The organism is Streptomyces sp. NBC_01450 (assembly GCF_036227505.1).
GTDB lineage: Bacteria > Actinomycetota > Actinomycetes > Streptomycetales > Streptomycetaceae > Streptomyces.
The window spans coordinates 656,581-681,479 of the sequence record NZ_CP109480.1 but is presented as its reverse complement, the minus strand read 5'-3'; the positions used below and the strand labels follow the sequence as shown (position 1 = coordinate 681,479).

Annotated in this window: 24 protein-coding genes and 2 pseudogenes; 7 read left to right on the top strand and 19 right to left on the bottom strand. The window is 71.1% G+C overall.

Going from position 1 to position 24,899, the window contains the following annotated elements; translation table 11 throughout:
• Positions 1-42: 42 nt before the first annotated feature.
• The 7 genes from OG568_RS03130 to OG568_RS03100 all read right to left on the bottom strand — a co-directional run bounded on the left by OG568_RS03130 (position 43) and on the right by OG568_RS03100 (position 6,554).
• Positions 43-1,212, bottom strand: a complete 1,170-nt coding sequence (locus OG568_RS03130; RefSeq protein ID WP_329530155.1) for an acyl-CoA dehydrogenase family protein — start codon at positions 1,210-1,212, stop codon at positions 43-45.
• Positions 1,209-2,201 carry an acyl-CoA dehydrogenase family protein gene (locus tag OG568_RS03125; RefSeq protein ID WP_329530154.1) on the bottom strand — a complete coding sequence of 331 codons (993 nt, stop codon included), beginning with the start codon at positions 2,199-2,201 and terminating at the stop codon, positions 1,209-1,211. Before OG568_RS03125 ends, OG568_RS03130 begins: the two co-directional genes overlap by 4 nt.
• Before the next feature lie 2 nt (positions 2,202-2,203).
• On the bottom strand, positions 2,204-3,010 hold the full coding sequence (locus tag OG568_RS03120; protein WP_329530153.1) for an enoyl-CoA hydratase/isomerase family protein: 807 nt from the start codon (positions 3,008-3,010) through the stop codon (positions 2,204-2,206).
• 107 nt (positions 3,011-3,117) lie between these two features.
• Positions 3,118-3,876: a FadR/GntR family transcriptional regulator gene (locus tag OG568_RS03115; protein ID WP_329530152.1), complete on the bottom strand. Its 759-nt coding sequence runs from the start codon at positions 3,874-3,876 to the stop codon at positions 3,118-3,120.
• Between the two features lie 90 nt (positions 3,877-3,966).
• On the bottom strand, positions 3,967-4,734 hold the full coding sequence (locus tag OG568_RS03110) for an SDR family NAD(P)-dependent oxidoreductase (protein ID WP_329530151.1): 768 nt from the start codon (positions 4,732-4,734) through the stop codon (positions 3,967-3,969).
• Positions 4,734-5,900 (bottom strand): acyl-CoA dehydrogenase family protein, encoded by a 1,167-nt coding sequence (locus OG568_RS03105; RefSeq protein WP_329530150.1) that lies wholly within the window; start codon positions 5,898-5,900, stop codon positions 4,734-4,736. Before OG568_RS03105 ends, OG568_RS03110 begins: the two co-directional genes overlap by 1 nt.
• 111 nt (positions 5,901-6,011) lie before the next feature.
• Positions 6,012-6,554, bottom strand: a complete 543-nt coding sequence (locus OG568_RS03100; protein WP_266424442.1) for a hypothetical protein — start codon at positions 6,552-6,554, stop codon at positions 6,012-6,014.
• Between the two features lie 139 nt (positions 6,555-6,693).
• Here OG568_RS03100 and OG568_RS03095 point away from each other — a divergent pair, with 139 nt between their 5' ends.
• Together OG568_RS03095 and OG568_RS03090 are read left to right on the top strand one after the other, a co-directional pair.
• The gene (locus tag OG568_RS03095; protein ID WP_266424440.1) at positions 6,694-7,266 is read left to right on the top strand and encodes a YbhB/YbcL family Raf kinase inhibitor-like protein; all 573 of its coding nucleotides are present in this window, start codon (positions 6,694-6,696) and stop codon (positions 7,264-7,266) included.
• Positions 7,267-7,519: 253 nt separating this feature from the next.
• Complete coding sequence (locus OG568_RS03090) at positions 7,520-8,170, top strand: DUF4360 domain-containing protein (protein WP_329530149.1); 651 nt, start codon at positions 7,520-7,522, stop codon at positions 8,168-8,170.
• A gap of 102 nt (positions 8,171-8,272) precedes the next feature.
• On the opposite strand, the gene OG568_RS03085 is transcribed toward OG568_RS03090, so the two are convergent.
• Positions 8,273-8,479 (bottom strand): hypothetical protein, encoded by a 207-nt coding sequence (locus tag OG568_RS03085; RefSeq protein ID WP_266424434.1) that lies wholly within the window; start codon positions 8,477-8,479, stop codon positions 8,273-8,275.
• Between the two features lie 196 nt (positions 8,480-8,675).
• Here OG568_RS03085 and OG568_RS03080 point away from each other — a divergent pair, with 196 nt between their 5' ends.
• Positions 8,676-8,912: a chaplin gene (locus OG568_RS03080; protein WP_329530148.1), complete on the top strand. Its 237-nt coding sequence runs from the start codon at positions 8,676-8,678 to the stop codon at positions 8,910-8,912.
• Positions 8,913-8,972: 60 nt separating this feature from the next.
• On the opposite strand, the pseudogene OG568_RS03075 reads toward OG568_RS03080, so the two are convergent.
• Positions 8,973-9,150, bottom strand: a pseudogene (locus OG568_RS03075) (M81 family metallopeptidase); the annotation flags it as partial.
• On the opposite strand from OG568_RS03075, the pseudogene OG568_RS03070 reads away from it, so the two are divergent.
• From OG568_RS03070 to OG568_RS03055, 4 genes and pseudogenes are all read left to right on the top strand, one after another.
• Positions 9,147-9,501 (top strand): annotated as a pseudogene (locus tag OG568_RS03070) (RNA-guided endonuclease TnpB family protein); the annotation flags it as partial. The pseudogenes OG568_RS03075 and OG568_RS03070 sit on opposite strands and share 4 nt — an antisense overlap.
• Before the next feature lie 274 nt (positions 9,502-9,775).
• Positions 9,776-10,657, top strand: a complete 882-nt coding sequence (locus OG568_RS03065; RefSeq protein WP_266424427.1) for a hypothetical protein — start codon at positions 9,776-9,778, stop codon at positions 10,655-10,657.
• 108 nt (positions 10,658-10,765) lie between these two features.
• Positions 10,766-11,017 (top strand): hypothetical protein, encoded by a 252-nt coding sequence (locus OG568_RS03060; RefSeq protein ID WP_329530147.1) that lies wholly within the window; start codon positions 10,766-10,768, stop codon positions 11,015-11,017.
• Positions 11,018-11,028: 11 nt separating this feature from the next.
• Positions 11,029-12,243, top strand: a complete 1,215-nt coding sequence (locus OG568_RS03055) for an SPFH domain-containing protein (RefSeq protein WP_266424421.1) — start codon at positions 11,029-11,031, stop codon at positions 12,241-12,243.
• 506 nt (positions 12,244-12,749) lie between these two features.
• Here OG568_RS03055 and OG568_RS03050 read toward each other — a convergent pair.
• From OG568_RS03050 to OG568_RS03005, 10 genes are all read right to left on the bottom strand, one after another.
• Positions 12,750-14,255, bottom strand: a complete 1,506-nt coding sequence (locus OG568_RS03050) for an NADase-type glycan-binding domain-containing protein (protein ID WP_329530146.1) — start codon at positions 14,253-14,255, stop codon at positions 12,750-12,752.
• Positions 14,252-14,809, bottom strand: coding sequence for a phage tail protein (locus tag OG568_RS03045; protein ID WP_266589646.1), 558 nt, complete (start codon positions 14,807-14,809; stop codon positions 14,252-14,254). Before OG568_RS03045 ends, OG568_RS03050 begins: the two co-directional genes overlap by 4 nt.
• The gene (locus tag OG568_RS03040) at positions 14,806-16,764 is read right to left on the bottom strand and encodes a putative baseplate assembly protein (RefSeq protein ID WP_329530145.1); all 1,959 of its coding nucleotides are present in this window, start codon (positions 16,762-16,764) and stop codon (positions 14,806-14,808) included. The genes OG568_RS03045 and OG568_RS03040 overlap by 4 nt, the downstream gene beginning before the upstream one ends.
• The gene (locus OG568_RS03035; RefSeq protein ID WP_266424410.1) at positions 16,764-17,204 is read right to left on the bottom strand and encodes a GPW/gp25 family protein; all 441 of its coding nucleotides are present in this window, start codon (positions 17,202-17,204) and stop codon (positions 16,764-16,766) included. The genes OG568_RS03040 and OG568_RS03035 overlap by 1 nt, the downstream gene beginning before the upstream one ends.
• A gap of 40 nt (positions 17,205-17,244) precedes the next feature.
• Complete coding sequence (locus tag OG568_RS03030) at positions 17,245-19,161, bottom strand: VgrG-related protein (protein ID WP_329530144.1); 1,917 nt, start codon at positions 19,159-19,161, stop codon at positions 17,245-17,247.
• The gene (locus OG568_RS03025; protein ID WP_266589651.1) at positions 19,161-19,889 is read right to left on the bottom strand and encodes a CIS tube protein; all 729 of its coding nucleotides are present in this window, start codon (positions 19,887-19,889) and stop codon (positions 19,161-19,163) included. The genes OG568_RS03030 and OG568_RS03025 overlap by 1 nt, the downstream gene beginning before the upstream one ends.
• Positions 19,890-19,904: 15 nt before the next feature.
• The gene (locus OG568_RS03020) at positions 19,905-20,330 is read right to left on the bottom strand and encodes a phage tail protein (protein WP_054235291.1); all 426 of its coding nucleotides are present in this window, start codon (positions 20,328-20,330) and stop codon (positions 19,905-19,907) included.
• A 3,462-nt stretch (positions 20,331-23,792) separates the two neighbouring features.
• Positions 23,793-23,951 (bottom strand): DUF6760 family protein, encoded by a 159-nt coding sequence (locus tag OG568_RS03015; protein ID WP_095856654.1) that lies wholly within the window; start codon positions 23,949-23,951, stop codon positions 23,793-23,795.
• Positions 23,948-24,424, bottom strand: coding sequence for a hypothetical protein (locus OG568_RS03010; protein WP_329530143.1), 477 nt, complete (start codon positions 24,422-24,424; stop codon positions 23,948-23,950). The genes OG568_RS03015 and OG568_RS03010 overlap by 4 nt, the downstream gene beginning before the upstream one ends.
• Positions 24,424-24,867, bottom strand: a complete 444-nt coding sequence (locus OG568_RS03005; protein ID WP_054230236.1) for a phage tail protein — start codon at positions 24,865-24,867, stop codon at positions 24,424-24,426. Before OG568_RS03005 ends, OG568_RS03010 begins: the two co-directional genes overlap by 1 nt.
• Positions 24,868-24,899 lie beyond the last annotated feature (32 nt).

Sequence of the window (24,899 nt, the reverse complement as noted above, 5' to 3'; positions counted from 1 at the left end):
AGGCGCCGCCTGTTTCCTGCGACTTGATCCGCCGGACAGGCCCTAGTTACCGGACGGCAGACCCAGGACCCGTTTCGCGATGATGTTGCGCTGGATCTGAGATGTTCCGCCGTACACGGACGCCGCTCTGGAATAGAGGTAGTCCCCGAAGAGCTCGTCCGCCCCTCCTCGCTCATCGTCTTCCACTTCCCCGCCGCGGAGTCGTACCTCGGGGAAGACCTTGAGTGCCGTCTCGTAGAGCCGTTGCTCGGTCCTGGTCATCAGCAGCTTGTCGATGGACGACTCCGGTCCGGCGACCTGCCCGCCCAGCCGCTCTGCGGTGCGGCGCCGGGCGTGCGCCACCAGGACCTCGTAGTCCACGAAGCACCGGCCGATCTCGGACAGCAGCCCGTCCGGGAGGTCTCCCCGGCGTTCCCGGGCGGTACGCCGCAGCCGCTCGACGAGCAGCCCGTACTTCGAGAGGTGACCGGTGTCCAGGGCGTTGCGCTCGTACGACACCGTCGTCATGGCCAGCGGCCATCCGTCGCCCTCGGCGCCGATGCGCTCGGACCGGGCGATGCGTACGTCGTCGAGGAACAGCTCGCAGAACTCGTCGTCGCCGTTCGCCGCCCTGAGCGGCCGTACCGTCACGCCCGGCCGGTCCAGCGGCAGGGCGAACGCCGAGATCGACCGGTGCGCGGGTGCCGCTCGGTCGGTCCTGGCGAGCAGCAGGCACAGACCGGAGTACTGCGCATAGCTGGTCCAGAGCTTCTGCCCCCGTACGGTGTAGTGGTCCCCGTGCGGGGTCGCGACCGTGCTCATCCCGGCGAGGTCCGATCCGGCTCCCGGCTCGCTGAAGCCCTGACACCACACGTCGTCACCGGCGAGCATGCGCGGCAGCCAGCGTCGGCGCTGCTCGTCGGAGCCGAACTCCAGGAGCGCGTGGGCGAGATAGCCGATCCGGGGGACTCCGGGGGCGTGACAGGCCCCGAGTTCATCGCTGATCGCGACCTGGTGCAGCGCGCTCAGGCCCCGGCCGCCGTACCGGACGGGGACGTCGAGGCCCACCCAGCCGCCCGAGTACAGCAGGCGGTGCCACCGGTGGAGGAAGATCGGGACCGGCTCGTCCGGGAGACGTTCGGGCAGCGGGTGGTCGGCCAGCCAGGCACGGAACCGGCGGCGCAGCCGGTCGAGGTCGGCGGGATCGCCGAAGTCCAGGGGGATGTCGGTCATCGGGTCAGCTCCGGCTGGGCCAGCGTCGTCAGGAGGTCGGCCGTCGTCGCCAGCGTCACGGCGCCCATGCGGACCTTGCGCAGGTACAGGTGCGCGATGTGCTCCCAGGTCTGGGCGATCCCGCCGAAGACCTGCATGCCGGTGTACACCGCGTCGAGGGCGGAGGCGTTCACCTCGGCCTTGGCGACGCGCGCGGCCGTCAGGGCCCTCGCGGGCGACTCGTTGTCCAGGCACCACGCGGCGTACCGGGTCGCACTCGTACCGGCCTCGACGAGGACCGTCGCGTCGGCGAGCAGATGCTGGACCGCCTGGAACGAGCCGATCGGCCGCCCGTACTGACGGCGCTCCCGGGCGTACTCGACGCTGAGCCGGACGAACGCCCCGGCCGCGCCGACGAGTTCACTGCTCACCATGACGAGCGCGTAGGCCTGCCAGTGCCGGTACCGCTCTGCTTCGAGCCGACCGACGAACCGTGCCGTCGGCTCGGACGGCACCGAACGGATGCCGCGCAGGAGGTCGATGCCCGGTGTGGTCGCGCCGAGTCCGAGGGCGGTCACCGTCCCGTCGGGTGTGACGCACAGGGCGCTGTCCGCTCCTTCGCAGTCCCAGGCGAGGAGTCCGGACGGGGAGGAGCCCGGAGCGGAGTCCGGGAAGCGCAGATCGTGGGCGAGGGCGATCGTCGGTGTCGTGCCGTGGGGCGGGGGGTCGGCACGGTCGAGGAGCCGCAGCAACTCGGGGGCGAGGAGCACGGTGCCGAGCAGGGAGGTGGTGAGGGGCTGCCGGCCGTGTTCCTCGGCGAGCAGGGCGCACTCCTGGACGGTGGCGGCCGGAGGCGAGGAGCGGCGCAGTTCGGCGAGGCCCAGTTCGCCGAGCGCCTCCTGCGCGGTGGTGCGCGCGGTCGGCTTCACCTCGTCGGCCGAGCCGATGCGGAACCGCGCGGCGAACGTACGGAACATGTCCCGTACGAGCAGGAACTCCTCGGCCTCCACCGTCAGTCCTCCTCGACCTCGGTGCCGGTCGATCGTCGCCGGGCGCGGGACGCCAGCTCCTCGACGATCCGGATGTGGTCGGGGCTGGTCATGGTCGCCCGCTCGGCCATCAGCGCCGCCTCCATGCCGCCGCGCGACACCTGCTCGACCACCACGGCGAGGGCCATCTTGGTGGCGCGCAGCGCCTCGGCCGGCTGGGCCGCCAGCCGACGGGCCAGTGCGAGGGCCTCCTTCTGCAGGTCCTCGGGGGGAACGGTGCGGTTCGCCAGGCCCAGTTCGACCGCCGTGGCGGCGGGAATGCGGTCGCCGGTGAAGAGGTACTCCTTCGCGCGGAGCAGGCTGGTGAGCAGGGGCCAGAGGGTCACTCCGCCGTCGCCCGCCACCAGGCCGACCGAGACGTGGGGGTCCGCGAGGTAGGCGTCCTCCGCCATCAGGACCAGGTCGCAGCCCAGCGCCAGGCTGCAACCCAGCCCGACAGCGGGGCCGTTGACCGCCGCGACGACGGGCAGCGGGAAACGGATCATCGCCGTCTGGATGGTGCGGTCGAGCCGGATCGACCGCTCGCGCAGCTCCGGATCGCTGTGGTGACGCCGCAGGTGGTCGAAGTCGCCGCCCGCGCTGAACGCGCGGCCCGCGCCGGTGAGGACGACGGCCCGCGCGTCGGGATCGTCCGCCAACTCCCGCCAGACGTCGGCCAGCCGGCGGTGGAGCTCCTCGGTCACACCGTTCAGCCGCTCGGGCCTGTTGAGTGTGACGATCCGGACGTCGCCGTCCGCTTCGACGGTGATGACGGAGCTGACCTCGTCCATGGGGACCCCATCTCCAGTGCCTCAGTCGCCCCAACCTCAGATGATATTAAAGGTCAGACCGAATGGCCGTCAACGATCCGGAAAGGCCCGCCTTGAGCTCGCGGGAGTCAGTCCTCCGTCGGCCCGGACAGTTCCACCTGGCCCCGTCGGTCCACCCGCGCGGCCGCGTCGGCGAACCCGCACACATGGCGCGACATGCGCCGCATCGCCGCCGGGCCGTCCTGGTCGCGGATGGCCTCGGTGATCTTGGCGTGGGCGCGGGCGGTGATCGCGCGGATCTCGGCGTCCATGAACTGTTCGAGATTCGTGGCGGCGTAGATCGACTGCGAGAGCGCGCTCATGAACCCGATCAGGAGTTCGTTGTCGCTGGCCCTCGCCACCGCGCTGTGCCAGTCGATGTTCGCCCGCAGGAAGCGCGGGATGTCGTCCCCCGCCTCGACGAGATCCCGCTGGGCGGCGTCCAGTTCGGCGAGGTCGCGGTCGGTGCGGCGCACCGCCGCCAGCGCGGCGCACGTGGGCTCGATGGCCTCCCGCGTCTCGTGCAGCGCCTCCAGCCGGATCCGCTGCCCCCGGATGACCAACTGCACCGTACTGGCCAGCGATTCACGGCCCGGCCGGTGCACGAAGGCACCGCCGCCGCGGCCCGGCCTGATCTGGAGCAGCTTCTCCACCTCGAGAATCCGCAGCGCCTCCCGTACCGTGGCGCGGCTCAGCCCCGTCTGCTCTACCAGTTGACGCTCCGGCGGCAGCGCCATGCCCTCGGTGAACTCGCCGGAGAGAATGCGCTCACGTACCTCCGACGCCAGAACGTCCGATGCCTTCGGAACCGTCAGGGCGTCGAAGCGCGGGTGAGACCTACCGGGCATGTACGTACTCCTGGGACCGATGCCACTGCTTTGGTTGAACCATTCAGCATAGTACGGATGCCCATGGCCACCCCGAGCCGCGGCCGCGGGTCACATGACCATGCCGCCGTCGACGGGCAGCACCTGGCCGGTGACGAAGGAGGCGGCGTCCGAGGCGAGGAAGACGAAGCTTCCGGCGATCTCCTCGGGCGCGGCCCAGCGCCCCAGGGGGATCCGGGCGAGCATCGCCTCCGCGAACTTCCTGTTGGTGCGGATCGTCTCCGTCATCGGCGTCGCGGCCAGCGGCGCCAGCGCGTTGACCTTGATCTGCTTGCGTGCCAGCTCACGCGCCAGGGACTTCGTCAGGCCGATGATGCCCGCCTTGGCCGCGGAGTAGTTCACCTGGCCGAGGGTGCCGACGATGCCGGCCGACGAGGTGACGTTGATGATCCGCCCCGTACCGTCGGTGGGCAGGAACGGCAGCGCGGCCTGCGCGCAGTGGAAGGCGCCCATCAGGTGGATGTCGACGATCCGGCGGAACGCCTCCTCCTGGAGGTTCTCGAACATGTCCGGCGCGATGACTCCGGCGTTGTTGACGAGGATGTGCAGCTTCCCGCCGGTCAGCGCGGCCGCCCGGGCCGCCGCCGAGTCGGCCGAAGCCCGGTCCCGTACGTCCAGTACGGCACTGTCCGCCCGCTCGCCGGCCGCGGAGATCTTCTCGGCGACCGCCGCGGCCGCCGCCCCGTCGACGTCGGTGACGAGCACCGCGGCCCCGGCGTGCGCGAGTGCCTCGGCGACCGCGGAACCGATGCCGCCCGCGGCTCCGGTGACCAGGGCCGATCGTCCACTGAGATCGAACAGACCGGTGTTGTCGGCCATCAATAGCTCCTCGGCATTCCCAGAGTGTGCGATCCCAGATAGTTCAGGATCATTTCCTGACTGATCGGCGCGATCTTCATCAGACGGGCCTCGCGGAAATAGCGGGCCACGTTGTACTCCTCGGAGTAGCCCATGCCGCCGTGGGTCTGCAGGGCCCGGTCGGCGGCGGTGAACGCGGCGTCCGCGCAGAGGTACTTGGCGGTGTTCGCCTCGCGCCCGCACGGCCGACCCTTGTCGTAGAGCCAGGTCGCCTTGCGCAGGATCAGCTCGGCCGCGTCCAGCCGGGCGAGGGAGTCCGCGAGCGGGAACTGGATGGCCTGGTTCATGCCGATCGGCCTGCCGAACACCACGCGCTCGTTGCCGTAGCTCACGGCCTTCTCCAGCGCCACCCTGCCGATCCCGAGTGCCTCGGCGGCGATCAGCATGCGCTCCGGATTGAGTCCGTCGAGGAGATAGCGGAACCCCTGGCCCTCCTCGCCCACCCGATCCTCGACCGGGACGCGCAACTCGTCGATGAACAACTCGTTCGAGGTCACGGCGTTGCGGCCCATCTTCGGGATGGGGCGGACGTCGATCCTGTCGCGGTCCAGGTCGGTGAGGAACAGCGTCAACCCGTCGGTCCGCCTGGCGACCTCGTCGACCTTCGTGGTGCGGGTCAGCAGCAGGATCTTCTCGGACTCCACGGCTTTGGAGATCCACACCTTGCGGCCATTGACGACGTAGTGGTCGCCGTCCCGCCGGGCGAAGGTCGTGATGCTCGTCGTGTCCAGGCCGGCCTCCGGCTCCGTCACTCCGAAACAGACGTGGAGATCGCCGGTGGCGACACGGGGAAGCGTGCGCCGCTTGAGTTCCTCGGAGCCGTGCACCACCACGGGCTGCATTCCGAAGATCGACATGTGGATCGAGCTCGCGGCGTTCATCCCGCCGCCGGATCGCGCCACTTCCTCGAGCAGCAGCGTGGCCTCGGTGATGCCGAGACCGTGACCGCCGTACTCCTCCGGAATGGTGAGTCCCAGCCATCCGCCGTTCGCGACGGCGGCGTAGAACTCCTCGGGAAACCGGTGGTCCCGGTCCTTCTCCATCCAGTACCGGTCGTCGAAGTCACGCAGGAGCCCGACGACTGCCTTGCGGATGGTTTCCTGATCTTCCGTCAGCTCAAAGTCCACGATGTGGGACCCCTCCGCAGCTTTGATATCTGCGAAACATAACAAAGGTCAGACCGTAAGTATAGTGAGCGTGAGCGTGACGACCCCCCGGGGGAGTTCGGTGACCAGGTCCTAGCGGTCGGCGGCCGGGTTGCCCTCGACCCACTGGATGAGGAGTTGGCGTACGTACGGGTTGCCCTCCTGGGCGGAGTGCGCCAGCCGCTCCGCGCTCGCGCGGGCCGCCCGCCAGGCCACCGGGGTGTCCTCGGTGTGCGCGGCGTCGGCGGCGGCCAGCGCGTCGGCCGCCAGGCCCCGGAGATCCTCGGCGAGGTCGTCGTCCGCCGCGGCCCGGTACGCCTCCAGACGCAGCGCCGCCAGTTCCTCGGCGGTGGGGGCGGGTCGCGCCGGGGGCTGGGCGTAGCCGCTGACTGCTATGACCACGCAGAACGTCGCCACGTCCCGGCGGCTCTCCCGCTGTCCGCGCGCGATGGCGGGCCCGAGCCAGGCGGCCGCCTTCCAGTGGGCCACGGTGGTGGCCGTCAGGAGGGAGACGGTGAGTGCCGCGAGAGGAATCCAGCCACCGAGGAAGTAGCCGATCGGGCCGAGCACGAGGAGGCAGGCCCCGCTGAGCATCCAGATGCGACGGCGGCCGATTCTGAGGTGTCGGGGCTCCATGCCCTTCAGTGTCGCAGGGGCGTGCGGGGAGAGGTGAGGCGGCGCGGGATTAGCCGAGCGCGCCACCGGGTGTCGGGGCGCGACGGCTCACGGCCGGGTTGCCGACGCGGGCCGAACCTCCGGCGCTAACGTGACGGACATGCGCCGTGGGAACTGGCTCGGAAGTGTCGTGACGGCAGCCGTGGTGGCGCTTGCCGCGGGCTGCGGCGGAGCCGCAGGGACGCCGGCCGTGTCCGCGGCGCCGACACCGGGGGCCTCGAGGGCGATCACGGTGACGAGCCCGGCCTTCGCGGCCGGTGGCACCGTCCCACGCCGTTTCACCTGCGACGGCGCGAACGTGTCCCCGCCGCTGCGCCTGTCCGGTGTGCCCGGTGACGCGGCCGAGTTGGTCGTGCTGGCAGAGGATCCGGACGCGCCGTCGGGCACCTTCGTGCACTGGCTCATGTGGGGCGTCGACCCGCACCGGACGACACTGGCAGAGGGCGCCGTCCCGAAAGGGGCTGTGCAGGGCCGCAACGGCTTCGGACAGCGCCGCTACGGCGGTCCCTGCCCGCCCGCCGGCCAATCCCACCACTACGTCTTCTCGGTCCTCGCCGCCGACACCAGGCTGCACCTCCCCGCAGGCGCCACGGTCGACGCCGTACGCCGCGCGCTGGCCGGTCACACCGTGGGCTCCGGCACCCTCGACGGGCGCTACGGACGTACCGGCTGAATGGCCGGAGATCGCCCTGCCCAACGGTGACGGGCGTACATACGATGCGGTCGACCCCGGCCTTCACAGCTCCTTCACAGGCAGGGGTCGCATGGGCGTGGGCTTGTCATGTACATGCTTCAACGATCCATGCTTGATCCAACGCACTGGTCTGCGACGGCGCCGCACGTCCGCGTGAGGCGCCGCACCCCCCAATTCACGGCGGCACACGATCCGTACCGCCGTAGACACCAACGCAACGGATTGGAGCACCATGGCTGGTGGGATGCTTCTGGGCGGCGCGATAGCCGCCCTGTTCGCCACCGCACTACCAGGGTCGGACCCGTCCTCCGGGATCGTCGACCCGCCCCCGGACAGGATCGTCATCAAGGTCGCCACCGTGAACGGCTCAGGCTGCCCGCAGGGCACCGCCGCCGTCGCGGTCTCCCCCGACAACACGGCCTTCACGGTCACCTACAGCGACTACCTCGCCCAGGTCGGGGGCTCCTCCGACCCCACCGCCTTCCGCAAGAACTGCCAGCTCAACCTGATCGTCCACGTGCCGCAGGGCTTCACGTACGCCATCGCCAGCGCGGACTACCGCGGCTTCGCCGCACTCCAGTCGGGTGCCAACAGCACCGAGAAGGCCTCGTACTACTTCCAGGGCTCGTCGAGCACGGCGGCCATCACCCACCCCTTCCGCGGCCCCTACAACGACAACTGGCAGGCCACTGACGTCACCGACTGGGCCCAGCTCGTGTGGGCGCCCTGCGGCGTCCAGCGGAACTTCAACATCAACACCGAGCTGCGCGTCAACGCGGGCACGTCCGCTCCCGGCAGCACCAGCTTCATGACCATGGACTCCACGGACGGTGACATCAGCACCGTCTACCACCTGGCCTGGAAGGAGTGCCCCGCCTCCTGACCGACCTCGCTGTCCGCACGTCCTTGACCGGCTCCGCCGCATCGGAGCCGGTCAAGCGGAACCGGCGAGCTGGGTGCCTGTCCGGCGGATCAAGTCGGAGCTCTAGGGAAGCAGTCTCTCGATGGCTGTGGGTCCGTCCTCCCTCAGCCTGCGCTCGGCCCAGGCGAGGTTCTTCGGACTGAGGTCGCGACCCGCGGCGAGCACCATGTCCTCGGCGGTCACGGGGCCTTCGGAGCCGGTGTGCAGCAGTGTGTCGGGGGTCGCCTTGTCGTCGGACGGCACGGGCGAATCGGGCTGGCTTATTGGCATGATCTCTCCCTCTTCCACCTGACCTGTTCTCACGCTACGGGCATTCCGCGCACCCCGCGCGACACACCCCGTCCGGACGCGGCTCGGGGAGGGGCCGGGGCGCCCGCGCCCCATTCGGACGTACAACAATGTCGGTCGTCGGCGGCGGAGGTGATGGTGGAAGCACTCGCACCCCTGCGAATGATCGGAGCATGTAATGCGTATTCGTCTGATGGCTGCCGCCGGGCTGGCGGGCGTGGCCCTGCTGGCCACCGCCGGGACCGCTGCCGCCGCCGACCCCGACCCGGTCGGTGTCGCGTCGAACAGTCCTGGTGTCCTGTCCGGCAATGTCATCCAGATCCCCGTCGACCTCGGCCTCAACCTCTGCGGCAACTCCATCGACCTGCTGAGCCTGCTGAACCCGGCCGTGGGGAACACCTGCACGAACAACTGAGGGGCTGACCGTCGAGCCGCGCCGGGCAGGTCTTCCCCTGCCCGGCGGGCCGCCGACGGGCTACTCGTCCGCCCCGTCGAGCGGAGCGTTCGACGGGGGGATGATCCGGGGCCGCGAGGTCCGGGTCGGGCATCTCCGGGTCGAACGGGAACAGGGGGCGGCGGATACGGCGGTGGCCCAGCCGGAGCAGGTCCTGGTCGACGCCGCCCGGGGTGAGCGCCGTCTTCCAGCCGGATGCAGCTTCGGTACGCCTTCAGGCTGTACCCGGAGCCGGGTCAACGCCTCGTGCTATCCAGGTCGCACCCGTGAGGAAGCCCGGAAGGTGGGCGCGGCCTTCCCGGCGGCCGGTGAGCTGTCCAGGAAGCTGATCACCGAGGCGAAGCGGACGGTGGAGCGGTCCTGGCTGGGCGAGGTCTGACCTGTGGTGCTCCAGCAGTCCCTGCGCGACGCGGAATCCGCGTACCGGAACTTCTTCGCCTCCCTCAAGGGCGGGCGGAAGGGCGCGAAGAGCGGTGCATCCCGCTTCAAGTCCCGCAAGGGCAGCCGTCAGTCGATCCGCTTCACGGCCAATGCCCGCTGGCCGATCACCGCGCGCTCCCTGACCGCCCGGGGTGTGGCCGAGGCGGCGGGCGAGGGTGACCCCGACGCGGGCCCGGTTGGGCAGCCGCGCGGTGGCGATCGGCGCGGGGACCCGAGTCCGTACGGAACTCGGCGCGGTGACAAGGGTGTAGAGGACGAGACGGGTAACTGCCGTTGTCCGGTGGGTGAGTTGACGGTCAACGCTCCTATATTGCTCTGTACATGACCGCAGTTGACGGGCCAGACTGTGCGCCGAAACCGCACCCCCCACCGAGGAGCACCTCATGCGCATGCCCGCCCGGCAACGTTGTCACACGGTCCTGGCCGGTCTCGTCACCCTCGCCACGGCAGCCGTGCTGTCCGTCTCCGCCACCACGCCGGCCGCGGCCGCCGACACCTGGACCGAGGTGGGCTCCGACCGTGCCGACCCGCTGACCGAGAGCCAGGGCCTGACCTCGGTCGAGGTTCCGGCCGGCAGCCCCAACCACTACACCGGCATCGGCACCATCCCGATCGGCGTCAGCAGCCGTGGCTGGAACCACGTCGGCGACCCGGACGCCTCCTACAACGGCTACTACGTCGAGCCGTACCAGGCCGACTCCGGCAGCGCCAAGATGTTCCGGGTGCAGGCGCCCGGCGGCGCATGGTCGGAGTACGTCCACGCGCTGAGCCCCGGCGAGGCGCTGAACAACTCCTTCGACACCATCTCCCCGGACGGCCAGTGGATGGTGTCGGGGGAGTGGGGCACGATGACCCGGCTGCTGGTGTTCCCGACCCCCGGCGTGAACGCGAGCACCTCCCCCTCGGCCAACCTCCCGCAGGCCTCCACCATCAACCTCGACCACGCCGTCCGTGACGTGCAGGGCTGCGACTTCGTCACCGCGACCCAGCTGCTGTGCTCCTCCGACGACCCGGAGGGCAGCCTCTTCGGCATCACCAAGCCGCTGCTGCAGATCGACCTGTCCGCCGCACCGAGTGGCAGCGGCGATGTGACGGGCCATGTCACCGCCCTGCGTCAGCTCCCGCTGCGCAGCTCCTGCTCGGGCACCTTCGAGGCCGAGGGCATCGACTACGACCGGCGCACCGGCACACTGCGCGTGATCGTCGTGTCGCCCGGCTTCTGCGTCCTGACCGACAGCAAGACCTACCGGTTCACCAAGAGCTGAGCGTCCGCTCGCGGGGCGTGACACCGGCGGAGACGGGGGCGTAGGCGTCCGAGGCGGGGGAGGTCTAAGGTCGGAAGCAGAACCAGAGAAATGGGGAGGCGGCCGACAGTGGTGCAGGACGAGGCCGTGATCGGCTGTACCGGGGAGCTGCTCATCGGCACACGGGGAACCGCCGGTCCCGGCGAGATACTCGTGCGGGTCAGAGGCGGATCCGAGACCTTCCTAGCCTGGTCGCAGGAGCCCTTGCCTACGGGGGCGACCGTGCTCGTGGTCGAATCCAGAGGATGCCGTGAGGTCGACGTCATCCGCTGGGTCGATCCGCTGGACGCGTTGGACGGCGATTCCGTCGACGCCGGTTAAGGAGAAACAGGATGTTCGGTTACCGCGTTCCCGCTCCCGACGAGGCGATGTTGATCTCGGGAGGCAGGCGGGGACTGGGGGGCGCGCCGTTCCGAGTGGTGACGGGACACGGAAAGTTCGTGCTCCCCGTCTTTCGCAAGACCCGCTTCCTCACCTTGTCGATGTGCGAGGCCGAGGTCACCGAGACCTGTGTGACCCGGCAGGGCATCGCGTTGCACGTCCGCGCCGTGATCGCGTTCAAGGTCGGCAATGACCACGAGAGCATCATCAACGCCGGTCAGCGGTTCCTCTCCGACCAGGACCAGATGTCGGTGCTGACCGGCCGGATCTTCGCCGGTCATCTGCGCGCCATCATCGGCTCGATGACCGTCGAGGAGATCGTCACGGAGCGGCAGAAGCTCGCCGCGGAGGTCCTGGACACCTCGAAGGTCGAGATGGCGAAGATCGGCCTGATCGTGGACTCGCTGCAGATCCAGTCGATCGACGACGGCGACGTCGGTTACATCGAGGCCATGTCCGCACCGCACAAGGCGGCCATCCAGCGGCAGGCCCAGATCGCGCAGGCCCAGGCGACCCAGGCCTCGGTCGAGGCGGAGCAGGTGGCCGCGCGCAACCAGGCCGAGTACGCCCGCCAGACCGCGGTCGTGAAGGCGGAGTACTCGGCCGAGGTGGACCGCGCGCAGGCGCAGGCCGCCCAGGCCGGACCGCTGGCGCAGGCGCACGCCCAGCAGGAGGTGCTCGCCGCGCAGACCGAACTGGCCCAGCGGGCGGCTCAGTTGCGCCAGCAGCAGCTCGTCGCCGAGATCGTCAAGCCCGCCGAGGCCGAGGCGGAGCGGATCAAGGTGCTCGCCATCGCCGAGGCGGAACGCATGAAGATCCAGGCCGAGGCCGCCGCCTCGCACGACCGCGTGGCGCTCGACCGGATGCTGATCGACCAGCTCCCGCTGATCGTGAAGGAGGCCGCGGGCGGTCTCGCCGGCGCCAACGTCAACGTCCTGAACGGCGCGGACGGCCTGGGCGAGATCGCCGCGGGGCTGGTCGCGCAGGGCCTGACCATCCTGGACTCGGTCCGCCAGAATCTGAACGGTCAGAACGCGGGCGACCAGAAGTCCGGGGGGCGTTCGGAGAAGACGGAAGGGCTGCTGGAGCTCCAGAGCTACCGGCGGACCCCGGAACAGGGCAGCGACGGGAACGAGCCCGAGGGTGGCCCGTCCTCGACGACCTGACCGGAAGTCCCCGCACCGCGACGGCACGGGCGCCCGGTTCGGTGCGGCGACGGACGAGTGACGGAGTGAAGCGGCCGCCGTTCCCTGGGGACGGCGGCACGCTCCCACCCGAGCGGTACACCGGAATTGACGTGCCGTCAGGAAAGCCATCCGGTGGAGCTGTTCCCGGGAGGAAGGGACGGGGGCAGAGCGCGAGGGCTGGGGCCCGAAGTGCCGGGTGGCCTCGGGAGGAGACCGCCCGACGAGGGATCCCTGTTGAGGATCCATTCGAGTTCGCGCTGGATCCTGCGGGCCTCGTTGCGGACCTGCAGGGGTATGTCCCCTCGTTCGGAGATCAGTTGGGCGTAGATCGGTGCGTCGTGCACAGGTGGTGCTTCTCCTCGGGTCAGGTGCCTTCCCTCTACGGTAAGGCCGCGGCGGGACCGCGGGACTCATCCTCCCAGTTCGGCCAGAACCGGAAGCACCTGACCATGGAATGGCACCTTCCCCACTGGCCCTCGGTGTCCCTACGAGTCGTTGGCGCTCGACGGACCGAACAACTCGATCTCGGCTATGGAGACCTGCTTGTCCCCGGCGGCGCCGTAGGCCGAGCGGATGATGAAACGGACCGCCGTGACATCACCCACGCGGAACTTACGCTGCTGACCGCCCGCAACCTGGTCGAGGGTGAGGAAGCGGGTGGTCGTCTTGCCGTTCGCCGTGGTGATCCGGGCCTCGATACGGTGCGGCAGCGCCGACTTCGTGAGCTGGTCCGCGTGGTTGGAGGTGCCCGAGGTGATGATCACGTCCAGCAGCCGGGTGGGCTGTTCGAAGCGGGCCTCGAGCCACTCGCCGTCGCCGGACTGCGCGATGCCCGGTCCCCACCAGGTGTTGTTGAGCTTGTCGAAGGCGAGCCCCGCGCCGTGGCCGGGGAAGGAACGGGACGCCTTCACGTGGTCGGGGCCGACCGGGACCCGCTTGGCGAAGTGGTCCTTCACCGCCTGCACGGCCGTACCGGTGTTCATCGCCGCGAACACCAGCAGGCCGAGCACCACCGCGCCGACCACCCAGTTCATGACGCGTCCGAAGCCCCGCCGCAGTCGGGGCCGGTCCCCGGCCCACGGCACCTCCCCGTTGCGGGAGTTGAGCACCCGACGCCACCAGGGCAGCCGGCCCGGCGCCTGCCGTTCCCCGGCCATGGACAGCGCGCAACGCCCGCAGAAGTGCCGGTCCGGCCGGTTGGGAGTGGCACACCAGGGGCAGGGCACACCCCCGTCCGCACCGGGCTCCGCGACCGGGGTGCGCACCTGCGGGCGGTTGGCCACGGGGCGGCCCGGCAGCACGGGCGCCACCGACGGCGCGACCCGCGGTTCCGGGTCCGCCACCGGCACCAGCAGGGACCTGGCCCGCTCGGCCGCCGCGTCCCGGTCGGGGGCGGCGGACGGCAGTGGCTCGGTGGCCGCGGTCTCGTCCGGCCGCGCGGGAGCGGCGGGAACGGAGCCGTGGGCGGCGACAGGGGCCGGGTGGGGACGCGCCGTGTCGTCGCTCATCGGGCTCGGATCCGCCGCTTCGCTGGATACGGGCGTACCGGATACCGGCGTACCGGGGGCCGACGCGTCCGGTCCACTGCCGACGGCATCGTCCTCGTGCGGGTCGCGTGCGGGCCGCGCGGTGCCCGCCCTGTCGGCGCCCACGGTGTCCGCCTCCGCGATGGAGCCCGCCGTGTCGTGCGCCGTACGAGCCGTCCCCGTACCGGCGCCCGGTCGTGCGAACGCGTCCCAGCCCGGCTCGCCGTCGGCCGGTCCGGCGGATCCCGCCGCCCGGGAGCCCTGGTCGCCCGCCGTCGGCGCCGCCTCGTCGGCGGCCGCGGGACGAAGGGTCCGGGCGGCGACCCCCGCCGGAGCCGGGTCCCCGGCCCAGTCGAGCACCGCGCCGCAGGCGTCGCAGAAGGACTGTCCGGGCTCCGCCCGGGTGCCGCATTCGGCGCAGGCCGGGGCACGCCCGGGGCCGGTGCCTGGGGTCTGGGTGGTCATTTCTCGGGGATCCTTTCGGCGGCGGTCACCTGGACCGTGTAGGGCATGTGGGCGGGACGGGCGGCCGCCACGAGGTTCTCCAGCCGGTACTCGTCCGCCGGGGTCGGGTCGGGCAGCCGCAGCGTGACGTGCAACCGGGGGCGGCGGTCGCCGGGGACCGGGCCGAGCGGACGCGGGTCCCAGGCGGCGGCGCCGCTCTCGCTGATCTCCGGCTCGACACCGAAGGCGAGGCGTATCGCTTCGGACAGGCCGCGGCGGGTGCCTCGTACGCGATGCAGATACGCGGCGGCGGCGACGGCCGCGCGCAGCCGCGCGTCCGGTTCCGTGCCGTCGACCTCGGCGCCGACCCAGGTGCCCAGCCAGCGGGCGAAGTCGGCGGGAGCGAGCGCCGGGTCGAAGTAGGTGTGCAGACAGTCGAGGGCGAGCAGGATCGGCGCGACCACCTCGTCAAGGCCCGCGACGAAGCGCAGCGCCAGGTCGTCGTCGGCGAAGACCGCGGGGAGCATCGCGCCGATCGGCGCCGAGGACTCCAGGCCGTCGATGGAGCCCCTCATGAACCGTCTCCGATGACGCGGACCCGGTGGTCGAAGGAGAACACCAGGGAAGGGGCTTCCAGGTCGATCCGGTCGGTCGGGTCGCCCCGCTTGCCGGTCAGCGGGTCGGCGGGGTGGAGCTGCACCGCGTCGACGAGCTCGACGCCGGGCACGCGTTGCAGTACCGCGAAGACCTCGCCGGCCTGTACGGGCCGGCCGAACGGCCAGCCGGTGCCGTCCGAACCGCCGGTGAGCGGGTCCAGATGACGGTAGAGCGCGTCGTGGGCCTGGCGACGCACCCGGTCGGTGTCGACCCCGCGGAAGGCGTGCACGGTCGCGACGACGGTGACGCCCTGGTAGAAGGGCGGGCCGACCGCGAGCCGGGTACCGATCAGCCGGCGCTCGTCCAGGTGCCGGGTGATGCGCTGCAACAGGGCATCACCGGGGACGAGTTGCTCGAAGCGCAGCCGCCCGCCGGGGTCGGGCACGGCCTGCGGGACGACCAGGACACGGACCGCGTAGGCGCCGTGCTCGCCCTCCTCGCCCTCCAGGCAGGTGATACGGGCGGTCTCGGGGGCGGCGCGCCGGGCCAGTTCCTCGTAGTCGCGCAGGGTCACGGCCCGCTCCTGGGCCCGCAGTGTGATCGGTGCCCGGGTCTTCGCCTCCTCGACGGTCTCTCCCTCGACTCCGCCCCGGGCGGCCTCCCGGTTGACGACGTCGGCCACGTACGGCACCGAACTGCGCAGCACCTGGACGGCACCCCGGGCGACGTTTCCGGCCCGGCCGCCGCCGGTGCGGTAGCGGCGGGCGCGGATCACGGCCCCCTTGGGTGCCACCGTCCCGTACTGGCGCATCGTTCCGTCGGGTTCGCGGACGGCGGGCCCGAAGGCGATCTCGCCGGTCGCCGCGTCCAGGGTGATGTGCTGGTCGGTGGGACCGGACGCGGCGAAGTGCGGGACGACGTCCCAGTCCACCCAGCCGTCGCGCTCGGCGGTCTGCAGCAGTACCGGCGGGGTGTCGCCGACGACGGGGAAGTGGGCGAGCCGCAGCCGCTGCCCGGGCAGACCGGTCGACTCGCCGAGCGCCTCGTCGTGGACGGTCTCGGCGTGGATGGCCGAGGTGGTCCCGCCGAGGGTGAACGCGTCGGCGGACCTGATGGTCGGAGACGTGGTGTAGAAGGGCTGGTCGGACAGCGGTTCGGTGACCCGGCAGCGCACCCAGCCCGCCTCCTGGCCGCCGGTGCGCGAGAGCGTGTGGCCGCCCGGGACGTGCAGGACCACCTCACCGGGCCGGTTGAGACCACCGGTGCCGTCCCGGTCGACCTCGCAGGCCGCCCAGCCGTCCTCGGTCCACGCCTCCCAGACCAGCGGCGGCTGGCGCGGATCGACACCGACACCGTCGACCCGGCTGTCCAGCTCCAGGCCCAGCGCGCAGTGCGGAACGGCGGAGGTGAGGCCGAGGAGCATGCAGTCACCGGGGCTCGGCGACTCCGCGAAACACAGCACGTCCTTGCCCTCGGCGAGATCGGCGGTCCGGTCGGTGACCGCGCCACCGTTCTGCTGCACGACCAGACGACGCAACGAGCAGGGAACCACGGTCAGTTCACGCTCGGTCGCGAAGACGACGGCCTCCTCGTTCTCGGTGCGCACGGTGGCGGCCTCGGTTCCGACCGGCAGCACGATGGGCTCCTCGTGCGGTGCGGAGAGCCAGAACGTGAGGTCCGTACGGGCCGCCGAGGGCGGGAACAGGGTGATGCCGACGAGGTCGAGAAAGGCCAGGTGGTTCTTCTCGGGGACGCGGTTGAGCCGGTAGACGATCTGGTCGGCCATGTGGGCGACCGTTTCCACGAGGGTGACACCAGGGTCCGACACGTTGTGGTCGGTCCATTCGGGGGCGCGCTGCTGGATGTAGCGCTTGGCGTCGTCGACGAACTGCTGGAAGCGGCGGTCGTCGAGGTTCGGGGAGGGCAGTGCCATCAGCGGTCGCTTTCAAGGGAGTTGCCCGCGCCGGGGGCGTCGGGCTCCTCGTGGGAGGGGATGACATAGAACGGAAAGACCAGGCTGCGCGGGTTGTTGGTGCCGCGGATCGAATAGCGCACGTCGATGAAGAGCACGCCCTGGTCCGGCCCTGCTGTCACCTCGACGTCGTTGACCTCGATCCGTGGCTCCCAGCGGTCCAGGGTGGTGTACACCTCGTGCTGGATCCGGCCGGCCGTCGCCTCGTTGACCGGCGCGAACACCAGGTCGTGGATGGCGCAGCCGAACTCGGGCCGCATCGGCCGCTCGCCCGGCGCGGTGGCCAGCACCAGCCGGATGGCCTCCTCGATCTCGCGCTCCCCGCTGACCAGGGCGATGCCACCGGTGGGACCGATGCGCATGGGGAACGCCCAGCCGGATCCAACGAACTGCTCGGCCATCAGAGGGCCACCCGCCTACTCCTGAAGAACGTCCCGGCCGTCACGGCAGCGGATACGGCTTGTTGTTGACCAGCACCACACCCTGCAAGGCGAGCGTGATGGCCCGAATGCCCACATTCGCGATGGAGTTGACCTGCACGCTGCCGCCGGCGGTGAGCGTCGCGGCACCCACCGCCTTGAGGCTGAGCGCCCCCATCGCGTCGACGGTGACCGCACCACCGAGCGACTTGAGGTTGACCAGCCCGCGGCCCTCGATGTCGAGCGGGCCGCCGCTCTTGATGGTCAGCCGCCGGCGCGCGCTCAGGGTGAGATCGGTGCCGGCCTCGACCGACACCGACCGGCTGCCCTTGATGGTGACGGACCCCTTGCTGTCCACGGTGATCTCGGTCTTCGTGCGATCGAGATTGATGATCAGCTTGTCGTTGCCGGAGGCGATCCGCACCCCCTGCTTGCGGCCACCGGTCTGCTGACTGAGCAGGTCCACCCGGTTGCCCTTCCGGTCGGACAGGGTGTGCCGGATCGCCTGCTTCTTCAGCCCGTCGTGCAGCGGTACGTCACTGACCACGGTCGGTTTGTCCTTGCCGTTGTAGAGGCCGCCGATGACGAACGGGTGGTCCAGGGCGCCGCGGTCGAAGGCCACCAGCACCTCGTCGTCGACGTCGAACGGGAACACCCCGCCGCCGCCCTTCCCACCGAGCTGCACGGTCCGCGTCCAGTCGCTCTCGTAGGCGTCGTCCAGCCAGGGGAACTGGAGCTTGACCCGGCCCTGCTTCAGCGGGTCCTGCACATTCGTCACCAGGGCGTTGGCCACGCTCGGCAGCTTCGGCGCGGTGGCCGTGCCCCCGCCGGACGTGAGGCCGTACAAGGAGCGCCACTGGCGGCCGCTGACGGTGATCCAGGTCTGGTAGTGCTCGTCGTAGCCGAAGACGTGCCGCACGGACGTCACCGTGTACTTGCCCTCGAACGGCTTGCCCACGTCGGTCAGCGTGACCGGAACACCGGGCCGCAGCTTGGGGTTGCCGAACACCATGACCTCCAGTTCGGCGAAGGAGGAGGTCACGTCGTCGGCGAGGGCCTTGGCGGCGACCTTCACCTCGGCCAGGCGGTCGAAGGGTGTGTCGGTCTCGACCAGTTTGGCGGTCTTGAACTTCTTCGCCGTCTTCTGCGGAGTGGTGCCGATGGCGAAGCCGTCGTTGGACGTGGCGGGCGACGTGGCGGTGAGCTTCTTCTTCGTCGTGACGTTCCAGCCGCGTGCCTCGGTCTTGGCGACCTGGTCGGCGGAGGTGACCGCGGCCCGGCAGCGCAGTACGTCGACGCCGCCCTGCAGGACGAAGGGGCTCTTGTCGCCGGGCATGCTGGTCGGCGGCGCCGTGGAGGCCGGGTCGGCCTTGGCGAACTGGAACCTCCCCTCGGAGTCCAGCGACATGACCACGTCGTTCTCGTCGGCGAGCCGGGCGAGGAAGTCCCAGTCGGTCACGTTGGCCTGGCTGATGAACTCGTAGACCGTCGTGGTGGGCCTGATGCCGCCCTTCCCCCCGCCGATCGGAATGCCGTTCATCGTGGCCAGCTTCTTCGCGATGTCCGCGGCCGTCTGATTGCGGTACGCGGCCACCCTGCGCTGGCGCATCAGGCGGTGGCCCATGTCGTAGCCGCGGATGACGGTGAACGTGCCGGTGCCGTCGTAGTCGGTCTCCATGCCGGTCACCTCGCCGGTCAGCAGCGGGGAGCCCGCGCCCTGGCCGTCGGCGACCGGCGCGAGTGTCACCGGGGTGCCGCACTGGATGCCGAGTTCACCGAGCACCAGCCGGTCCGGGTCGCGGAAGGTCAGCCGGAACGCGGCCGGCACCCCCGCCCCGAGGTCGACCCAGCAGCCGACGAGGTCGGAGGCGATCTTCTCCGGGACAGGACTGCCGTCCACCGTCACGTGGACGACGTTGGAGTACGAGGGCTGCACCATCAGAAACCCACCTCTTCGGCGGCGGGCAGCACCAGCTCGACGCCGTTCGACAGCCGGTTCGGGTCGTCGATGCCGTTCGCCTCGGCGATCGCCCGCCAGGCCGCCGCGTTCCCGTACTCCCGCCACGCCAGCGACTGCAGCGAGTCGCCCGCGACGACCCGGTGCACACGCTGTGCGGTGAGCGCGCCCGACGTGGGGTTCTGCCCCTTGGTCTTGCTGGGGATCTCGTGCAGATGCACCTGACAGGTGGCGCGGATGGGCACGCCCGTCGTGCCGAACAGGGAGTAACTGGCGTCCACCGAGCTGACGTACGCCGTGAACCGCGCGGTCGAGAACGACCCCCACTGGAACACCACCCACGGAGTGGACGGCTGCTTCGCCGCGATGCTCTTCTCCGTCACCTCGCAGCAGGAGAACAGCGCCTCGACCTTCTTCAGCACCGAATTGCTGGTCGGGTCGTCGGACGAATCGAGGAAGATCTCGACGGTCATCTCGCGGGGCTCGGGCCCCATGAACTCCGGGAGTGAGCCCTTCCGTACGGCCGCGGTCGGGGTGGTCTTCCAGCGGGCGCGACGGCTGAGTGAGAGCGTCGAGGGGTTGAAGTCGAAGTTGAACGTCTTGGTCAACGCGCCCGGAGTGGTGCTGCGGCCGATGGGCGGCTCGTGAATGGCCAGTGTGGCCCTCACAAGACTCTTGCCCGCGCCGCCCTTTCCTGACTTGCCTGCCATGGTCTTCGCCGTTCCCTAGTCCGTGAACCCGTGGTGGGTGATTTCCAGCACCTCCGTGGCCACGGCCGGGCTGGCCGGGTCCAGGGAGGGCCCCTGCCAACTGACCGGGAGCACGTCGAGCAGACCCCAGCGGGCCACCTCCGATCCGTCCGCGCGCAACGCCGCGATCTGCGCGGTCGGCCGCTTGACCCCCGTGGTCACCGACGACACCCAGGCCGCGACCTTCGCCGTGTCCGGCGTCAGCGGGCGGGTCAGCCGGATGTTGGAGAAGGTCACACGGGACGGAAGCTGCCACACGAACCCGTTGTTGCCGCCCTCCTGGCGCTGCTCGATCTCCACCTGCGACGAGAGTCCTTCGCACCCGTTGAAGTAACCGAGGCTCTCGCCGTCGATGGTCAGGGTGAAGAAGATGGTGGAGCCCGGGTCTCGATCGGTGGCCATCGGGGATCGGCCTTTCTCGGGGTGTCGTACGGGGAGGGGCGTCGGACGGGGTGGTGGAGGTCAGCGACGGGGATCGCGCAACTTGCCGATCCGCTCCCGTTCGAGACGGAGTTCGGTCCGCAGCAAGCGGGTGATCGGCCCTGCCAACTTGTATGTCAATTCGTCGATCTGACCCTGCGTCAGAGAGCGGGGATCGAAATCGACGGCGGTGTACGTGGGTGGGGCCTCCTCCTCGCGCGCGGCATGCGAGGGCAGGGGCCGACGGGGCGGCTCGGTCGCGGAGTACGGGGGCGGGGGGCCGCTCGGAGGAGGGGGTGGCGGTGGCGGATGCGAGGCGGGTGAGTGCGCGGGAGGGGATGTCGGGTTGACGTCCCGTTGGACTGAGGGGAGGGCCGGGGGCACGACGGGGGTGACAGGTGCGGTGGCAGTGGGTGTAGGAGAGGTGGTGGAGGAGCGCTGCACCGGCAGGGCTGCGGGTGGGGTGGCGGGGGTTGCGTTGAGGGGGACGGCCGTTCGGGGGGTGGGGCTCGCGGATGTCGTCGGGGGCGCTGGGGTCGTCGGGGCTGTCGGGTTCGTGGGCTGAATCGGGGGCGTCGGTTGTGCGGGTTGTGCCGGAAGGGTGAGTCCACCCGACGGTCGAGGCGTGGGCGTGCCCGGGGCGGATGACCGCTGAACGGCGGGCGTGTCGGATGCCCGCCGCAGCGGGGCGGGCTCGGAGGTGACTCGCTGGACGACTGGGGCACCGAGGCCGAGACGGCGTGGGGTCGTGGCGTCGGGGCGAGGTGCGCGGTGCTGCTTCGCGATCACCTGGGGTTGTGGTGCGGGGGTCGAGGTCTCGGGCTGCCGAACTGCCGAGCGCTGTACGACGGGCGGGGTGGGCACAGCGGGGGCATTGAGGGCGGGCACGGCGACGTTCGTACGGGCGATGCCGGGGTGCTCGGGTGCGGGTGCGGGTGCGGGTGCGGGAAGAGGAGCAGGAGCAGGTGCGTGGGGGGCGAGGGGGCCCGTGGCACCGGCGGGTGTTGCCGACGACGTACTCGCACCGGGCAGCGGTGTCGAGGGAGTTGAGGGAGTCGAGGGAGTCGAGGAGGCAACGCGCTGGATTGCAGGGGCGGTTGCCGTTGGCGAGCTCGGGGTCGACGGCTTCGCGGGACCCGTGGAGGTCGGGCTCCGTCGCGCCGATGGGCCGCTCGCCCCGGTGCCGGGCCGCGCGAGGGGGACGGCGGCAAGGCGCCGGAGGACCGGGGCACCGGAGCCGGGTGCCTCGGGGCCGCGCGTCGTCGTACGGCCGTGGGCAACGGCGACGGGTCCGCCGACGGACGGTTGCGACACCGCCCGCTGCACCACGGCACCGGCGCCACCGGGCAACCCGTGAGCCCTGGGCGACGAGGGTGCCGTCCCCGGTGCCTCAGGTGATCGGGGTATCGGACGGGGTACCAGGCCGCCGCCGGACACGGGACGGGCCCCGGCTGCCGAGGAACGCTGTATGGCCGGGGTCGGGGCCGGGGCCGGTCCGGCTACGGCCACACCGGGGGTGACGGACGTGCCCCTTGCCGGGACGGCTGCTCCTGCCGGCGTGGGTCCGCCGGCACGCTGCGCCGACGGGCCGTTCGAAGAGCCGCCGCCGGAGCCGTTGGAACGGGACCCGCTCCGGCCGCTGTCGGCTGAGGCGACGCGCCGCAGCGGTACGGCGGCGGGAGCGGTCCGGCGCTGGACCATGACGGCAGGGGGCGTGGCGGGCAGCAGCGAGGTCAGCGCGCGTGCGGGAGCGAGCGCGCGCACCTGTGGACGTGGCGACGGGGAGGAGGGAGCGACTGGTTCCCCGCCGGCGTCCTGCCGGGGGACGACGGGCCCACTGCCCGCCGGGCTTTCCGCCGTGGCCCGTGCGACGGGCAGGGGCGGGGGACTTGTTGTTGTCTCCGCCGCACTCGTACGTTCCTGAGCGCGAGACTCCGCCACGACGGCCCGCTGTACGACAGGACTGTCGAGCGTGGCCGTACCCGGCGCGGTGGAACCCGCCGGGGCGGGAGCCGGGGCCGTGGCGGGAGCCGGGGTCGGGGAAGACACCGCACGCTGAACAGGCAGGTCCCCGGACGGGGCTCCATGCCTGGGAGATGCCGTCCCGGAGGGAGTCGTCGTACCGCCGGGCACTCCCGGTCGTCCCGTTGGGGTTCCGGTCGCACGCTGCACCGCGTGCTGCACCGGGCGTTGTACCGGCGCCGCGTTCGAAGGCGGAGCGGACAAGGGCGCGCCCAGCCCCGAGCGTCGACGTGGTGTCCCCGCAGCCGGGCTGACACCCGGAGCCATCGGAGTCGCCGGAGCCATCGGAGTCACCGGAGCGGTCGGCGCCGCCGGTGCCGCCGGAAGGGGGGACACCGGTACGGATGCCCCGGCCGACGGTCCGTCCCCAACGGACGGCGCCCCCAGCCCCGTACGTCCGGAACCGCCCGACGTACTCCGCTGGACCGGAAGATCGGACCTGGCGGCAGAACCGTCGCGCGATCGCGACACGGAGACGGGAGGCGGGACCGGGCCGGTGGAGCCAGTCGGCGCCCCGGAACCCGGGAGTGCGGCGGATTCGGCCCCGGCGGGGGCGGCCGAAGCCCGGGGAACGGTGTCCGAAGCCTGGGGAACAGTCTCCGATGTCCGGGAAGCGCTCGCGGAAGCGGCAGAACCGGACGTCGTTCCGCCACTGCCACCGTCACGGCCGCTGCCTCTGCCACCGTCACGGTCACCGGTGATCGGGACGGTGACCGCGGGCGCCGACGGCGGCTGCGGTGCGGACGCATGCGAGACGGGCGGCGGCGATACGGACGGCTGTGGCGCGGACGGTCGCGGCGCGGGTGGCTTGACCGTCGGCAGAGCCCGCTGCTGTACGGCGGGCCTGGCCGGCGCCTTGGTCAGCGAGGTCGGCCGCGTCGCCCGGGGCGCGGCGGGCGTCACCCGTGGGCCCGTCGGACCGAGGGCCGCGCCGGGGGAACTCATGCGCCGCACGGGCACCGCGTCGGTCCCCTCGCCCGATGCGAGGGCCGAGGCCACCGGCAGGGAGAGCGAGGGGAGTTCGAGCCCGGAGGCAGGTCCCACCGGGGCCGCGAGCACGCCCTTGACCAGTCCGCCGGGCGCGCCGTCGAGGACGGCGTGCGACAGCGTGCCGGTGAAGGAGGGGTTCTGCCAGGTCGTCAGCCGGCCGCCGAACCCGGCGTCGGCGACGGAGCCCGGCCGGTCCGTGGCCCGCTGGATCGGTGGCAGCGCGGGCCAGGCGGCGGGCCGGACCACATGTGCACCGGCTGCCCTCCCCGCACCGCCCGCCGTGGACGTATCGCCCGTCCCGGTCCCCGTCTCCGTACCACCTGCCGGAGCCGTGGCACCGGCAGGTCCGGAAGCGGACGCGGCGGCGGAACCGCTGCCGGACCCCCGCTCGGATCCGCCGCCCCGCAGCCGATCAAAAAGCCCCACGCCGTGTCACCCTTCTCCGGCGCCGCGGTTGACGAGTGCCGCGATCTGTTCCGTGTAGCCGCGCCGGTCGCGGTGTTCGAGATCCAGGATGGTCTCCAGGCTCCAGTGGAAGTGATAGGCGATGTACGCGATCTCCTCCTGGATGCGGTCGGTCGCGTACGTCACGATTCCCCCAGGCGGCTCCCGCCGAGTTCGACCTCGAACGGCTCCTCGCAGTGCGGGCAGGTCACGGCGGCACGGGTGTGGCCCTCCGCGTTGACCTGACGGTAGAAGTCCTGCAGGAAGGCCAGGTCCGAGGCGAACATGTTCTCCACCACCCCGTCGTGCACCAGCGGAAGCGTGCCGAGCCGGGTGATGACCCGGCCGAGCAGCACGACCGACAGGTACGCCGGGTTCTCCTGCACCCGCATGTCCCGCAAGGGGACCAGCTCGTCGCGGGCGGTGGCGAGCCGCATCACGCCGTGCCGGTGCACGGTGCCGGAGTCGTCCACGTACCCGCGCGGCAGCTCGAACTCGAACTCGGTGCGCAGTGGTTGCACGGGTGCAGCCGCGACCGGGGCCGGAGCCGGAGCAGCGGTCTGCTCCGGCTCCGGTTCGGCGACGGCCGCGGCCGCCGCCCTGGGAGCCGTACGGCGCATTACTCGATGACCAGTTCTTCGAAGGTGATCGTCACGGTCTCGGTGAGCGCGGAGGCCTCGCCCGCCTTCACGGTGCTGGTGTCGATCTTGCTGCACCAGGCGTTGCGCATGTTGTACCGCTTGACCGGGTTGTTCATGTAGTCCATCACCATGATGGTGGCGTTCTTGCGGGCGGTGCTCATCTGACCGGCGACCGACTCGGTGATCCACTGGTTGAAGGCCGCCGACTGCGTCATACCGCGGACCACCGTGCAGGTGCCGGCCTTCTTCACGCCCGGCAGCTTCTTCGTGACGGGGATGCCCTGCGAGGAGACCTGCTGGTACTCGATGACGTCCTGCTCGATGCTGAGGCCGCTGACCTCCGCGAGGTACTCGACCATCACACCGTCGATCTGGAGGCCGAAATTGTGTGAAGTAAGGGCGTCACCCGGCTGGAGACTCATCTGTTCTCTGTCCTTCTAGGGTTTCTTGGGCG

Excerpts from the sequence above, each read along its gene's own strand:
- OG568_RS03130 (WP_329530155.1), bottom strand. The coding sequence starts at position 1,212 with ATGACCGACATCCCCCTGGACTTCGGCGATCCCGCCGACCTCGACCGG.
- OG568_RS03120 (WP_329530153.1), bottom strand. The coding sequence starts at position 3,010 with ATGGACGAGGTCAGCTCCGTCATCACCGTCGAAGCGGACGGCGACGTC.
- OG568_RS03115 (WP_329530152.1), bottom strand. The coding sequence starts at position 3,876 with ATGCCCGGTAGGTCTCACCCGCGCTTCGACGCCCTGACGGTTCCGAAG.
- OG568_RS03110 (WP_329530151.1), bottom strand. The coding sequence starts at position 4,734 with ATGGCCGACAACACCGGTCTGTTCGATCTCAGTGGACGATCGGCCCTG.
- OG568_RS03100 (WP_266424442.1), bottom strand. The coding sequence starts at position 6,554 with ATGGAGCCCCGACACCTCAGAATCGGCCGCCGTCGCATCTGGATGCTC.
- OG568_RS03095 (WP_266424440.1), top strand. The coding sequence starts at position 6,694 with ATGCGCCGTGGGAACTGGCTCGGAAGTGTCGTGACGGCAGCCGTGGTG.
- OG568_RS03090 (WP_329530149.1), top strand. The coding sequence starts at position 7,520 with ATGGCTGGTGGGATGCTTCTGGGCGGCGCGATAGCCGCCCTGTTCGCC.
- OG568_RS03085 (WP_266424434.1), bottom strand. The coding sequence starts at position 8,479 with ATGCCAATAAGCCAGCCCGATTCGCCCGTGCCGTCCGACGACAAGGCG.
- OG568_RS03080 (WP_329530148.1), top strand. The coding sequence starts at position 8,676 with ATGCGTATTCGTCTGATGGCTGCCGCCGGGCTGGCGGGCGTGGCCCTG.
- OG568_RS03065 (WP_266424427.1), top strand. The coding sequence starts at position 9,776 with ATGCGCATGCCCGCCCGGCAACGTTGTCACACGGTCCTGGCCGGTCTC.
- OG568_RS03055 (WP_266424421.1), top strand. The coding sequence starts at position 11,029 with ATGTTCGGTTACCGCGTTCCCGCTCCCGACGAGGCGATGTTGATCTCG.
- OG568_RS03050 (WP_329530146.1), bottom strand. The coding sequence starts at position 14,255 with ATGACCACCCAGACCCCAGGCACCGGCCCCGGGCGTGCCCCGGCCTGC.
- OG568_RS03045 (WP_266589646.1), bottom strand. The coding sequence starts at position 14,809 with ATGAGGGGCTCCATCGACGGCCTGGAGTCCTCGGCGCCGATCGGCGCG.
- OG568_RS03040 (WP_329530145.1), bottom strand. The coding sequence starts at position 16,764 with ATGGCACTGCCCTCCCCGAACCTCGACGACCGCCGCTTCCAGCAGTTC.
- OG568_RS03035 (WP_266424410.1), bottom strand. The coding sequence starts at position 17,204 with ATGGCCGAGCAGTTCGTTGGATCCGGCTGGGCGTTCCCCATGCGCATC.
- OG568_RS03030 (WP_329530144.1), bottom strand. The coding sequence starts at position 19,161 with ATGGTGCAGCCCTCGTACTCCAACGTCGTCCACGTGACGGTGGACGGC.
- OG568_RS03025 (WP_266589651.1), bottom strand. The coding sequence starts at position 19,889 with ATGGCAGGCAAGTCAGGAAAGGGCGGCGCGGGCAAGAGTCTTGTGAGG.
- OG568_RS03020 (WP_054235291.1), bottom strand. The coding sequence starts at position 20,330 with ATGGCCACCGATCGAGACCCGGGCTCCACCATCTTCTTCACCCTGACC.
- OG568_RS03010 (WP_329530143.1), bottom strand. The coding sequence starts at position 24,424 with ATGCGCCGTACGGCTCCCAGGGCGGCGGCCGCGGCCGTCGCCGAACCG.
- OG568_RS03005 (WP_054230236.1), bottom strand. The coding sequence starts at position 24,867 with ATGAGTCTCCAGCCGGGTGACGCCCTTACTTCACACAATTTCGGCCTC.